General features: G+C 68.4%; 11 protein-coding genes. 6 read left to right on the top strand and 5 right to left on the bottom strand.

Annotated elements, in window-relative coordinates:
• Window positions 1-74: 74 nt before the first annotated feature.
• Entirely contained in the window at window positions 75-1,673 is a 1,599-nt protein-coding gene (gene ctaD / locus BBX35_RS12830; protein WP_067220646.1) for a cytochrome c oxidase subunit I, read from the bottom strand.
• 123 nt (window positions 1,674-1,796) lie between these two features.
• Window positions 1,797-2,720, bottom strand: a complete 924-nt coding sequence (gene coxB / locus BBX35_RS12825) for a cytochrome c oxidase subunit II (RefSeq protein WP_425274584.1) — start codon at window positions 2,718-2,720, stop codon at window positions 1,797-1,799.
• 704 nt (window positions 2,721-3,424) lie between these two features.
• Between coxB and BBX35_RS12820 the strand changes: the two genes are divergently transcribed.
• Both BBX35_RS12820 and tldD read left to right on the top strand, forming a co-directional pair.
• Window positions 3,425-3,892 carry an invasion associated locus B family protein gene (locus BBX35_RS12820; RefSeq protein ID WP_425274591.1) on the top strand — a complete coding sequence of 156 codons (468 nt, stop codon included), beginning with the start codon at window positions 3,425-3,427 and terminating at the stop codon, window positions 3,890-3,892.
• Between the two features lie 495 nt (window positions 3,893-4,387).
• A complete protein-coding gene (tldD, locus tag BBX35_RS12815; RefSeq protein WP_067220640.1) occupies window positions 4,388-5,812 on the top strand; it encodes a metalloprotease TldD in 1,425 nt (474 codons plus the stop codon).
• A gap of 146 nt (window positions 5,813-5,958) precedes the next feature.
• On the opposite strand, the gene BBX35_RS12810 is transcribed toward tldD, so the two are convergent.
• Both BBX35_RS12810 and purD read right to left on the bottom strand, forming a co-directional pair.
• On the bottom strand, window positions 5,959-6,867 hold the full coding sequence (locus BBX35_RS12810) for an alpha/beta fold hydrolase (protein WP_067220637.1): 909 nt from the start codon (window positions 6,865-6,867) through the stop codon (window positions 5,959-5,961).
• A 183-nt stretch (window positions 6,868-7,050) separates the two neighbouring features.
• Entirely contained in the window at window positions 7,051-8,337 is a 1,287-nt protein-coding gene (gene purD, locus BBX35_RS12805; RefSeq protein ID WP_067220636.1) for a phosphoribosylamine--glycine ligase, read from the bottom strand.
• 137 nt (window positions 8,338-8,474) lie between these two features.
• On the opposite strand from purD, the gene ubiA reads away from it, so the two are divergent.
• A complete protein-coding gene (gene ubiA, locus BBX35_RS12800) occupies window positions 8,475-9,419 on the top strand; it encodes a 4-hydroxybenzoate octaprenyltransferase (protein WP_067220633.1) in 945 nt (314 codons plus the stop codon).
• 18 nt (window positions 9,420-9,437) lie between these two features.
• On the opposite strand, the gene BBX35_RS12795 is transcribed toward ubiA, so the two are convergent.
• The gene (locus BBX35_RS12795; RefSeq protein ID WP_208979834.1) at window positions 9,438-10,022 is read right to left on the bottom strand and encodes a DUF6101 family protein; all 585 of its coding nucleotides are present in this window, start codon (window positions 10,020-10,022) and stop codon (window positions 9,438-9,440) included.
• A 248-nt stretch (window positions 10,023-10,270) separates the two neighbouring features.
• Here BBX35_RS12795 and BBX35_RS12790 point away from each other — a divergent pair, with 248 nt between their 5' ends.
• From BBX35_RS12790 to BBX35_RS12780, 3 genes are read left to right on the top strand one after another with little or no spacing between them, the layout of a single operon-like run.
• Window positions 10,271-11,614 carry a TldD/PmbA family protein gene (locus tag BBX35_RS12790; protein WP_067220630.1) on the top strand — a complete coding sequence of 448 codons (1,344 nt, stop codon included), beginning with the start codon at window positions 10,271-10,273 and terminating at the stop codon, window positions 11,612-11,614.
• On the top strand, window positions 11,601-12,407 hold the full coding sequence (locus tag BBX35_RS12785; protein ID WP_088946096.1) for a 3'(2'),5'-bisphosphate nucleotidase CysQ: 807 nt from the start codon (window positions 11,601-11,603) through the stop codon (window positions 12,405-12,407). The genes BBX35_RS12790 and BBX35_RS12785 overlap by 14 nt, the downstream gene beginning before the upstream one ends.
• Before the next feature lie 56 nt (window positions 12,408-12,463).
• Window positions 12,464-12,706 (top strand): DUF4170 domain-containing protein, encoded by a 243-nt coding sequence (locus BBX35_RS12780; protein ID WP_067220627.1) that lies wholly within the window; start codon window positions 12,464-12,466, stop codon window positions 12,704-12,706.
• Window positions 12,707-12,733 lie beyond the last annotated feature (27 nt).

The following is a 12,733-nucleotide window of genomic DNA, read 5'->3' as shown; positions in this document are numbered from 1 at the left end:
GGCGGGACCCTGTCGGGGCCCTGCCGGGTGACCGCGCCGGGATGCCGGCGCGGCCTGTCCGTGTCATGCCTGGATCACTTGATCCGCGGCAGGGTCTCGAACTGGTGGTACGGCGGCGGCGAGGACAGGGTCCACTCCAGCGTCGTCGCGCCCTCGCCCCACGGGTTGTCGCCGGCCACGCGCTTCTTCGAGAAGGCCTCGAAGATGCCGAACAGGAACACCAGGACCGCGAAGGCCGAGATGTACGAGCCGTAGGACGACACAGCGTTCCAGCCGGCCATCGCGTCCGGATAGTCGACGTAGCGGCGCGGCATGCCGGCCATGCCCAGGAAGTGCTGCGGGAAGAAGATCAGGTTGACGCCGATGAAGGTGATCCAGAAATGCGCCTTGCCGATCGTCTCGTTGTACATGTAGCCGAACATCTTCGGGAACCAGTAGTACCAGGCACCGAAGATGCCGAACACGGCACCGAGCGAGAGCACGTAGTGGAAGTGCGCCACCACGAAGTAGGTGTCGTGCATCGCGCGGTCGAGGCCGGCATTGGCCAGCTGCACGCCCGTCACGCCGCCGACGGTGAACAGGAAGATGAAACCGACCGCCCACAGCATCGGGGTGCGGAAGGAGATCGAGCCCTGCCACATGGTGGCGATCCACGAGAAGATCTTCACGCCGGTCGGCACCGCGATGACCATGGTCGCCGCGACGAAGTAGGCCTGCGTGTCGACATCGAGGCCGACGGTGTACATGTGGTGCGCCCACACGATGAAGCCGACGACGCCGATCGCGACCATGGCGTAGGCCATGCCGAGATAGCCGAAGATCGGCTTGCGGGCGAAGGTGGAGATGATGTGGCTGACGATGCCGAAGGCCGGCAGGATCAGGATGTACACTTCCGGGTGACCGAAGAACCAGAACAGGTGCTGGAACAGGATCGGGTCACCGCCGCCGGCCGGATCGAAGAACGTCGTGCCGAAGTTGCGGTCCGTCAGCAGCATGGTGATGGCACCGGCCAGAACCGGCAGCGACAGCACCAGCAGGAAGGCGGTCACGAGCACCGACCAGGCGAAGAGCGGCATCTTGTGCAGCGTCATGCCCGGGGCGCGCATGTTGAAGATGGTGGTGATGAAGTTGATCGCGCCGAGGATCGAGGAGGCACCGGCCACGTGCAGGGCCAGGATCGCCAGATCCATCGCCGGTCCGGGCTGGCCCGAGGTCGACAGCGGCGGATAGATCGTCCAGCCGCCGCCAACGCCGTTGGCGCCCGGAGGGCCTTCAACGAACAGCGACAGCAGCAGCAGCAGGAATGCCGGCGGCAGCAGCCAGAACGAGATGTTGTTCATCCGCGGGAACGCCATGTCCGGCGCGCCGATCATGATCGGCACGAAGAAGTTGGCGAAGCCACCGATCAGCGCCGGCATGACCATGAAGAAGATCATGATGAGGCCGTGCGAGGTGGTGAACACGTTGAACGTGTGCGGATCGGTGAAGTACTGCATGCCCGGCTCTTGCAGCTCCAGGCGAATGCCGACGCTGAGCGCGCCGCCGATGATACCCGCGATGATCGCGAAAATCAGATAAAGGACACCGATGTCCTTGTGGTTGGTCGAATAGACCCAGCGCGTCCATCCCGTAGGACGGTCCTGATCGCCGTGGGCATGCGCCGCAGTGGCCATCTTCCAGCTCCCTCGTTAGAGAATCTTACCTCGGCCCGTCGGACCGGGAACAAGCCCGTGTGAACTTGGCCCGGTGCGGACCTGGCGGCGTGCGGGGCACGGCCTCGCACGCCGTGAATTCGATCAGCGTGCGGCGACGTCCAGCGAGCCGGCCGCCGGGGCGGCGGCGGTGCCGGCCGGCTTGGCGATGGTCGCCATCAGCTGGCGGGTCGCCTCTTCGACGTCGCTCTTGGCAGCTTCGGCCCAGGCCTGGAACTGCTCTTCCTCGACCACCCGGATGGCGATCGGCATGAAGGCATGGTCCTTGCCGCAGAGCTCGGAGCACTGGCCGTAGAAGATGCCGGTCTGCTTGGCGTTGAACCAGGTCTCGTTCAGGCGGCCCGGGATGGCGTCCATCTTCACGCCGAAGGCCGGCATGGCGAAGGAGTGCATCACGTCGGCTGCGGTGATCTGCAGACGGACCGTCTTGCCGACCGGAACGATGACCTCGTTGTCGACGGCCAGCAGGCGGGGATATTCCTCGATCGGCCGGTTGAAGGCGGCGGCGCGCTCGGCCCGCTCGGACTCTTCGCGCAGCATGATCGACTCGAAGGAAATGTCGGACATCGCCTCGTCGGTGTACTCGTAGCCCCAGTACCACTGGTAGCCGGTCACCTTGATGGTCATGTCGTATTCCGGGATCTCGATCTGCTTGTAGAGCAGGCGGAACGAGGGGATCGAGATCATCACCAGGACGAGAATCGGGACCAGCGTCCACACCACCTCGATGAAGGTGTTGTGGGAGGTCCGCGACGGCGTCGGGTTGGCCTTGGAGTTGAAGCGCATGATGCACCACACCAGCAGGCCCAGGACGAACAGCGTGATGATCGTCACGATCACCAGCGTGAAGTCGGTGAACCAGGTGATGTCCTCCATCACTTCCGTCGCGGCCGGCTGGAATCCCAGCTGCCACGGCATCGGCTGGGCGGCCGACGCCGCACCGGCAAAGGCGAGCGGGGCGAGCGCCGCCGCTGCAATCTTCGTCAGACGCTTGACCAGTCCTGTCACGTCCGTGCTCCCTTCCTGACCCCGCCGGCCAGCTGTGCCAGGCGAAATCCCACTACATGTCTCTTGCGTGCGCTGCGCCACCACTGCTGGCTGCCGCAGGCCGCGCCAATTGTCTCTTGCAGGCGCCGCGCCGCCCAGGCGCAACGCCAAGCCCGTCGCCGGGTCACCCCGCGCCACGCCCGATACCCCTTAGCTTATCGCATGTCGAGATGACAGAAAGGGGTGTCAAAACGCCGCAAGGATTACTTGACCGCAGTTTGACCGATGTCAAAGTCGGCCTGAAAAACCATAAGCAGCCGCGTTGCGCAATCCAGTAGTTTCGGGAATGCCCAAATTCCGGCCGAATCCTCGCCTTCCTTTCGCCACGGCCGGCGCGGACACCCCTTCCCGGCCGCACTTTTCGGGAAAGGGCGGGGATCGGGCGGTTTCGCCTTGAAATCGACCTTTCGAGGGCCGACAAAGCGGAATGCGCGCGGTTTCGCGCGAATCAGACGACGATCACGCCCGTCCCGGGGACCTTTGCCGACACCCCTGCCCGCAGCGCGCCGCCGGCCGCGATCCGCAGGGCGGGAGCGCAGGGCGAAGCCGGGAAACGCGAAGACCGGGAAACCGGCCAGGGAATTGTACCGCTGCGAACCTACGGAGTCTCGCCCGTGCCTGTTTTGACCAAGCCGATCACGTTCCGCCTCGCGGCCGTTCTCGCCATCCTGGCCCAGCTTCTGGCCGCTCCGCTCGCCCATGCGCAGGGCGCGGTCCGCTCCGTGCACGGCGACTGGCAGATGCGCTGCGACACGCCGGCCGGCGCGCAGGAAGAGCAGTGCGCGCTGATCCAGAACGTCACCGCCGACGACCGCGAGAATGTCGGCCTCTCCGTCATCGTGCTGAAGACCGCCGACAAGCAGTCGCGCCTGCTGCGCGTTCTGGCGCCGCTCGGCGTGCTGCTGCCGATGGGCCTCGGCCTTCGCGTCGACGACGCCGATGTCGGGCGCGCCGGCTTCGTGCGCTGCCTGCCGAACGGCTGCATCGTCGAGGTGGTCATGCAGGACGACCTGATCGAGAAGATGCAGAAAGGCAACGCCGCCACCTTCGTCATCTTCCAGACTCCGGAAGAGGGCATCGGCATCCCGATCTCGCTCAACGGCTTCTCGGAAGGCTTCAACGCCCTGCCGTAAGCGGGCCTTCGGTTTTTCCGGCGCGTTGAAGCCGGAGACGCGGATTTCGGCGGCCGGGCCGTCAAACCAGATCGCCGAGTTCGCCTTTCCTTCACGCATCGCAGATCACGACGATCTTTCGCATGGCGGCAGTGAAGGCATCCTGCCCGCGCCGCACTCTTTGCCTGTCACCCCGGTTCCGGCAAAGCCGGAGACCGGGGGCCAGTAACCAAGGTCGGTCCGGTTCCAGCCGTATTGTGCCGGCGCAAGACAGGAGGCTGCCGCCGTTGCGACGGCATCCGTCCCGGCGAATACTGGACGCCTGCCTGCGCAGGCGTGACAGCCTTGGGGATGGCCGGCGCCTCCATCTCGGCCACCTCTCTTGAGAGACTCGCAACCTCCCCTCCGCGCCCAACTCCCAAGTGTTTTCGTCCCGCCGTCTCCGGCGGGGCTGTGCAAGCGCGGCCCGAGCCCCTAGTTTCCCTCCCAGATGATCTCTTTCGCGGGACCCGACCGATGAGCGATGCGACGACCGATCTGATTGCCGGTGCCGGCCTGAGCGAGGAGCAGGCGCGCAGCGTGCTCGCCCGCGCTCTCAAGGGTGCCGACGACGGCGAGCTCTTTCTCGAATACCGGCAGTCGGAGAGCCTCGTCTTCGACAATGGCCGGCTGAAGGGCGCCAATTACGACACCAGCCGCGGCTTCGGCCTGCGCGCCGTTGCCGGCGAGGCCGCCGGCTACGCCCATTCCGGCGAGGTCTCCGTCGCCGCGCTCGAGCGGGCGGCCGATGCGGTCTCGGCCGTCGCCTCCGGCCATTCGGGCACCTATGCGGAGGCCCCGCCCCGCACCAATGCAAAGCTGTATGGCGACGGCAACCCGATCGCCTCGCCGGTCTTCGCCGACAAGGTCACGCTGTTGCAGCGGATCGATGCCTATGCGCGGGCCCGCGATCCCAAGGTGCGGCAGGTCAGCGTCTCGCTCGCCAGTTCCTGGCAGGTGGTGGAGATCCTGCGCGCCGACGGGCACCGGGTGCGCGACGTGCGCCCACTGGTGCGCTTCGGCGTCTCGGTGGTCGCCGGCGACGGCAGCCGGCAGGAGAGCGGCTCGCACGGCTTCGGCGGGCGCGACATGGTCGAGGCCTTCCTGACCGAGGACAGCTGGAAGCATGCGGTCGACGAGGCGCTGCGCCAGGCGCTGGTCAACCTGGAGGCCGTGCCGGCCCCCGCCGGCAGCTTCGACGTGGTGCTGGGGCCGGGCTGGCCCGGCATCCTGCTGCACGAGGCGGTCGGCCATGGGCTCGAGGGCGACTTCAACCGCAAGAAGACCTCCGCCTTTGCGGGCCTGATGGGCCAGCGCGTCGCCTCCAAGGGCGTCACCATCGTCGACGACGGCACCATCGGCGGGCGGCGCGGCTCGCTCACCGTCGACGACGAGGGCACGCCGAGCGGGCGCACCGTGCTGATCGAGGACGGCATTCTCACCGGCTACATGCAGGACCGGCAGAACGCCCGGCTGATGGGCGTCGCCCCGACCGGCAACGGCCGGCGCCAGTCCTTCGCCCATATTCCGATGCCGCGCATGACCAACACGGTGATGCTGGCCGGCGACCGCGATCCGGGCGAGATCCTGGAAGGCGTCAAGGACGGCATCTACGCCGTCTCCTTCGGCGGCGGCCAGGTCGACATCACCAGCGGCAAGTTCGTGTTCTCGTGCACCGAGGCCTACCGGATCGAGAACGGGCGCATCGGCGCGCCGATCAAGGGCGCCATGCTGATCGGCAACGGGCCGGACGCGCTGACGCGGGTCGAGGCCATCGGCAACGACATGGCGCTCGATCCGGGCATCGGCACCTGCGGCAAGCAGGGCCAGGGCGTGCCCGTCGGCGTCGGCCAGCCGACCCTGCGCATCAACAAGATGACCATCGGCGGCACCGCCGTCTGAGGCAGGAGGCGCGGCGCTCGCCTCTCCCAAGGCCCCTCTCGGCCCTCTCCGGCGTCATCCCGGGCAAGGCGCAGCCGCGACCCGGGACCGGCGAGCCGGGAGCGCGTGCGGGTCGTTCCAGGCGCCACTTCTTCAAAAGAACGCGATCACGCCTCGCCCAGAAGGAACGGCAGGAGCGCGGCGAGCGTTGCCGCCGGATCCTCCTCCACCAGGAAGTGGCCGGCATCGACGCCCTGCCCGCGCACGTCGTTCGCCCAGCGCGACCAGGTCTCGACCGGGGTCGCGGTCTTCTGCGCCAACCCGCCATTGCCGTAGAGCGTCAGCAGCGGGCAAGCGATCTTGCGGCCCGCCTCGCGGTCGGCACTGTCGAGCTCCATGTCGATGGTCGCCCCGGCCCGGTAGTCTTCGCAGGCCGCGTGCTGGCGGGCGGGCTGGGAGAACGAGGCCCGGTAGTCGGCGAGGGCCCGGGGATCGAAGGCCGACAGGTCCTTGCGCGCCGTCCAGCTCGCCAGCGTGTGGTCGAGATAGTAGTCGGGCGCGCCGGCGATCAGCCGTTCGGGCAGCGGCTTCGGCTGGGCCAGGAACAGCCAATGATAGATGGCCATGCCGTAGCGCCAGTCCATGTTCTGCCAGTAGTCGTAGGTCGGCAGTATGTCGAGCACGGCGAGCCGGCGCACCGTGTCGGGGTGGTCGAGCGCCATCCGGTAGCCGACCCGCCCGCCGCGGTCGTGGCCGGCGACCATGAAGCTGTCGTGGCCGAGCCCGGCCATGACCGCGACCATGTCGGCCGCCATCGCGCGTTTGGAATAGAGGTGATGGCCCTCGTCGCCCTCCGGCGCGCCGGAGCGGCCGTAGCCGCGCAGGTCCGGCACGACGACGGTGAAGTGGCGGGAAAGTTCCCCGGCCACAGTGTGCCACATCGCATGGGTCTGGGGATAACCGTGCAGCAGCAGGAGCGCAGGACCCGTCCCGCTGGCGCGATAGAAGATATCCACGCCCTCGCCGCGAGATATCCCCGTCGCGAAGCCTGGAAAGAGATCGTCGTCGCCCTGCATCGAAGCCTCCCGGACCAAGTGGTCGGCAGGCCCTCGTCGCGGACCCTGCCCGGGCGCGATTGAAGCGCCTGCGGCCGTCCGGCGCAATCGGCGATTTTGAGAGGCGATTCTCGAATTTCACGGATTTCGAGACGGAATTTTGCAAAATCCGTCTCGAAATTCTGCAAGCGCCGAAAGCGGGTCTCAGACCGTGCCGTCCTCGCGCGCGACCGCCCGCCAGCCGATGTCGCGGCGGCAAAAACCTTCAGGCCAATCAATGCGTTCGATGGCGGCGTAGGCGCGCTCGCGGGCTTCCGCGACGGTGCGACCGAGCGCCGTGACGTTGAGCACGCGCCCGCCGTTGGCGAGCAGCCGGCCGTCTTCGTCGCGCCGCGTCCCGGCATGGAAGACCTTGAGCGCGGGGTCGCCCTCCAGCGCCTCCAGACCGTGGATAACCGTGCCCTTGTCGTAGACGCCGGGATAGCCGTTCGCGGCCAGCACCACGGTCAGCGCCACCTCGTCGCGCCAGCGCGCGCCGACCTTGTCGAGCGTCCCGTCGATGCAGGCGAGCATCAAGGTGACGATGTCGTCCTTGAGCCGCATCATCAGCACCTGGCACTCCGGATCGCCGAAGCGGACATTGTATTCGATCAGCTTCGGACCGTCCTTGGTCATCATCAGGCCGGCATAGAGCACGCCGACGAAGGGCGTTCCCTCGGCAGCAAGTGTCGCCACGGTCGGCTCGACGATCTCGCGCATGGCGCGCTCGGTGAGCTCCGGCGTCATCACCGGTGCCGGGGAATAGGCGCCCATGCCGCCGGTGTTCGGGCCGGTGTCGCCCTCGCCCACGCGCTTGTGGTCCTGGGCGCTGGCGAGCGGCAGCACGTTGCGGCCGTCGGACAGCACGAAGAGGCTCGCCTCCTCGCCTTCGAGGAACTCCTCGACCACGACCTCGGCGCCGGCAGCGCCGAATTCTCCGTCGAAACAGGCGTCTACCGCGGCCAGAGCCTCGGCCTCGGTCATCGCCACGACGACGCCCTTGCCGGCGGCAAGCCCGTCCGCCTTGACGACGATGGGCGCGCCGACCTTGGCGATATAGGCCTTGGCGGCGGCGGCATCGGTAAAGCGGCCATAGGCGGCGGTGGGGATCGCGGCGCGGGCACAAAGGTCCTTGGTGAAGCCCTTCGAGCCCTCCAGGCTCGCCGGCGCCTTGCGCGGACCGAAGGCCTTGATGCCGGCGTCCGTCAGCTCGTCGACGAGGCCGGCGACCAGCGGCCCTTCCGGCCCGACGACGACGAGGCCGATCTCGTGGTCGCGGCAATAGGCGGTGACGGCCGAGGGGTCGGAGGTGTCGAGCGCGACGCAGGTGGCCTCGTCCGCGATGCCGGCATTGCCGGGGGCGACGTGGAGGCGGCCGGTCAGCGGCGAGTTGACGATGGCCCAGGCAAGGGCGTGTTCGCGGCCGCCGGATCCGATCAGGAGGATATTCATCTGTCGCTCACCCCGTCGCGATGTGTTGAGGAATTGCCGCCTCCTAGCCTGCGGCGGGGTCGCAGACAAGCCCTGGCCTTTCATCCAAGCGACAAAGGCGGTATCACGGCGCGGGCGGATAGCCGACAGGTGAGGCGATGCAAAACGACACGATCGCAGGCCGCGTGGCGGATGCGGTGCGGGGACACTGGGTCGACACGCGGGCCCCGGAATGGCTGCGGCCCTACGCAAGACTGGCGCGCTGGGAGCGGCCCATCGGCTGGTGGCTGCTGCTCTGGCCGTGCTGGTGGTCGGCGGCGCTTGCGGGGATAGCCGGCGGCCGGGCCCTGCCCGATCCCTGGCACCTGCTGCTGTTCATGATCGGCGCCATCGCCATGCGCGGGGCCGGCTGCACCTATAACGACCTCGTCGACCAGGACATCGACGACAAGGTCGCGCGCACCCGTTCGCGCCCCCTGCCCTCGGGCCAGGTCACGCGCGGGCAGGCGAAATTCTTCCTTGCTTTGCAGCTACTTGTCGGATTCGTCGTGCTGCTTCAGTTCAACGGCTTCGCGGTGCTGCTCGGCATCGCCTCGCTGGCGGTCGTTGCGGTCTATCCGTTCATGAAACGGGTGACGAACTGGCCGCAGCTGTTTCTCGGCCTGGCCTTTTCCTGGGGTGCGCTGATGGGCTGGGCGGCCGCGTTCGGCCGGCTCGACTGGCCGGCGGTAGCGCTTTACGGCGGCGGCATCCTGTGGACGATCGGCTACGACACGATCTACGCGCATCAGGACAAGGAAGACGACGCGCTGGTCGGCGTGCGCTCCACCGCGCGCCTGTTCGGGACGTGGACAAAGCCGGCGCTCGCCGCCCTTTACGGCGGGGCGACGGTGCTGTTCGCGCTGGCGCTGTTCGGGGCGGATGCGGGACCGGCCGCGTTCCTGGGCCTGGCCGTCGGCCTCGCCCATCTGGTCTGGCAGATCGTCCGGCTCGACATCGACGACCCGGACCAGTGTTTGAAGCTGTTCCGCTCCAACACGAGCTATGGCTGGATCCTGTTCGCCGGCCTGGTGCTGGACGCGATGGTGCAGGCGCTCCTGTAAAAAGCGCCTGCCTTTCAATCAATTACGGGCGATCAGCTCGCGCTCGCCGCGATGGACGGCGGATGCCTGCGAGCGGCTGCCCGGCTTGCGGCGCAGCAGGAAGCGCGGCCGGCGCGCGGTCAGGGCCGCGACACGGCGGCGGGTCGGCGCCATCGGCGTGCGCCCCGGGTGGCCGGGTCCGTCGATGCGGCTGACGCTGCCGTCGGGCTCGACCAGGAGCAGCGGCAGGCCGAGGGCCTCGCCCCAGGCGCACCAGTCTTCGGCAAGGTCTTCCAGACGGTCGTCGCTCGCCAGTTCGATGGACATTGCGGGGTCCCGGTGCATCAGCCCGATGCGGGCCTTCAGCGTGCCCGGGGCGTCGCCCGGCGCGACCTCGGCGAAGACGCCGAGGAAGACGGCGACCGGCTGGGCAAGGGTCAGCGGCAGGCCGGCGAGCCGGCGTTTGACGATGACCTGCTGGCGGTCGATATAGACGTCGAGTTGCGTCGGCTCGCAGGCCGTGCCGCGGGCCGCGAAGCGGTGCGGCATCTGCGAGGGATCGAGCCGCGCGGTGCGGCCCGATCCTTTTGCAGTGGCGTCCTGATGTGCTGTTTGACGGCTCAATTCGCTCTCCATCGGGCCAATGTTTTTGTCTGGCCTCTGATGGGTTCACACTAGCAGCGAGCCGTCCCGATCCGCTTAACAAGCACGGTTAACACTTTTCCGTTGCAACCAGGGTTAGGGATTGGTCACCGAACAGGGCAAACAAAACCTGAACCGCTTCCGCGACCGGCTTGCCGAAGCGCGGCCCCGGCACTACGGTCGCCAGCGACCGCTCAGCGGACCGCCTCCCGCCCCGCAAGGACCACGAGATGCAGCACCCGATTGACCAGACACGGCTGATGGACGAGGCCCGCGCGCTCGTCGCTGCCGCCCTCAAGGCAGGCGCCGACGCGGCCGACGTGGTGGCCGCCACCGGCGTCTCGCTCGGCGTCGAGATGCGCGAGGGCAAGCTGGAGGAGAGCGAACGCTCGGAGGCCGACGACGTCACCTTGCGCGTGTTCTGCGGCCACCGGGTCGCCAGCGTCTCCTCCAACGACTTCCGCGAGGGCGCGACCCTTGCCGAGCGCGCCGTCGCCATGGCCCGCGTCGCCCCGGAAGACCCGTTTGCAGGCCTCGTGCCGGCGGCCGAACTCGCCAGCGAGTTTCCCGATCTCGAACTGCTCGACGATGTGCAGGTCGACGCCGAGGCGCTTACCGAGCGCGCCCGCGAGGCGGAGGCCGCGGCCCTTGCCGTGCAGGGCGTCAGCCGCTCGGGCGGTGCCAGCGCCTCGTTCCGCCTCGCCGGCATGGTGCTGGCGACCAGCGAGGGGTTTTGCGGGGGATATCTCGTCTCGCGCCACGGCGTCTCGGCCACCGCGGTTGCCGGCGACGGCACGGCGATGGAGCGGGACTACGACTTCGACAGCCGCGGCTTTCTCGGCGATCTCGCCGACCCGCGCAAGATCGGCCGGCGCGCCGGCGAGCGGGCCGTCGCCCGGCTCAACCCGCGCAAGCTCTCCACCCGCACCGCGGATATCGTCTACGAGCCGCGCGCGGCACGCTCGCTGCTCGGCCATTTCGCAGGCGCCATCAACGGCGCCGCCATCGCCCGCGGCACCAGCTTCCTGAAGGAGCGGATGGGCGAGCGGATCTTCAGCGCGGGGATTTCCATCACCGACGATCCGACCCGCCCGCGTGGCCCGGCGAGCCGGCCATTCGACGGCGAGGGCCGCCCCGTCGCCCCGCTGGTGCTGGTGGAGGACGGCGTCCTGAAGACCTGGCTGCTGGACACGCCGGCAGCGCGCGAACTCGGCCTTGCCCCCAACGGGCGCGCATCGCGCGGGGGCGCCGGCACCAGCCCGTCGACCACCAACCTCACCCTGTTGCCCGGCACGCGGTCTCAGGAGGAGATGCTGGCAGAGATCGGCACCGGCCTGCTAGTCACCGATCTCATCGGCCACGGCGTCAACGGCGTCACCGGGGATTACTCGCGCGGGGCTTCGGGCTTCTGGATCGAGGATGGCGCCATCGCCTATCCGGTCTCGGAGATCACCATCGCCGGCAACCTGATCCCGATGTTCGCCTCGCTCGAGGCGGGCAGCGACCTCGACACGCGCTCGGCCTACCAGGTGCCGAGCCTGCTGCTGAAGGGCCTCACCATTGCCGGCGAGTGACACGCGCGCCAATCGCGACGACATGGAGCTGATCGCCCGTGCCGCACGCGCGGGCGGGGAAATCGCCCTGTCCTATTTCCGCAAGGATCCGCGCCGCTGGACCAAGGAGAACGACTCTCCCGTGTCCGAGGCGGACCTTGCCGTCGACCGGCATCTGGCCGAGGCGCTGCAGGCCGCGCGCCCGGACTACGGCTGGCTGTCGGAGGAAACCGCCGACGACAGCTCGCGGCTGGCAGCCCGGCGCAGCTTCGTGGTCGACCCGATCGACGGGACACGCGGCTTTCTCGCCGGCTCCGGCGAATGGACCGTGGCCATCGCCGTCGTGGAGGACGGGCGGCCGGTGGCGGCAGCGCTGTTCCGGCCGGTCGGCAACGATCTCTACACCGCGACGCTCGGCCAGGGCGCGACGCTGAACGGGCGCGAGGTCGCCGTGTCCGGCCAGCCGGTGCTGTCGGGCGCCAGCGTCGCCGGCCCCAAGTCGATCACCGGCCAGGGACCGATGATGCGCACCGGCATTTCCCATGCCGGCTACGTGCCCTCGCTGGCCCTGCGGCTGGCGCTGGTCGCGGAAGGTCGGATCGATGCCGCCGTCGTGCGGGAAAATGCCTGCGACTGGGACCTTGCGGCGGCGGACCTTTTGGTGCAGGAAGCGGGCGGCCGGCTCGAGGATCTCGACGGGCGGGCGCTTGCCTACAACCGGGCGAGCGTCCGGCATCCGGCACTGGTCGCCGGCCCGCCAGCCCTTGCCGCACCGCTGCGGCCGATCCTCGCGCAGCTCTTGACGAACCCGTGATACCGGCCGGACGCTCCGGCCCGACCCTTGCGAACCCCGTTTGCGGAGTGACGTTCATGACGACCACCGAACCCGGCAAGCAACTGCTCCATCTCGTCTTCGGCGGCGAGCTCGAGCATGTCGACGGCCTGACCTTCCGCGATCTCGAGGATCTCGACATCGTCGGCATCTACCCGAACTACGCCAGCGCCTACGCGGTGTGGAAACAGAAGGCGCAGCAGTCGGTGGACAACGCCCACATGCGCTACTTCATCGTCCACATGCACCGGCTGCTCGACCCCGAGACCGAGGGCAAGTAACCCTTGGCACCTCGTCTTTCCCGGATC

This window comes from Stappia indica, assembly GCF_001696535.1.
GTDB classification, from domain to species: domain Bacteria; phylum Pseudomonadota; class Alphaproteobacteria; order Rhizobiales; family Stappiaceae; genus Stappia; species Stappia indica.
Note: the sequence above shows the minus strand (reverse complement) of the source record. Positions and strands in the feature narration are given on the sequence as shown.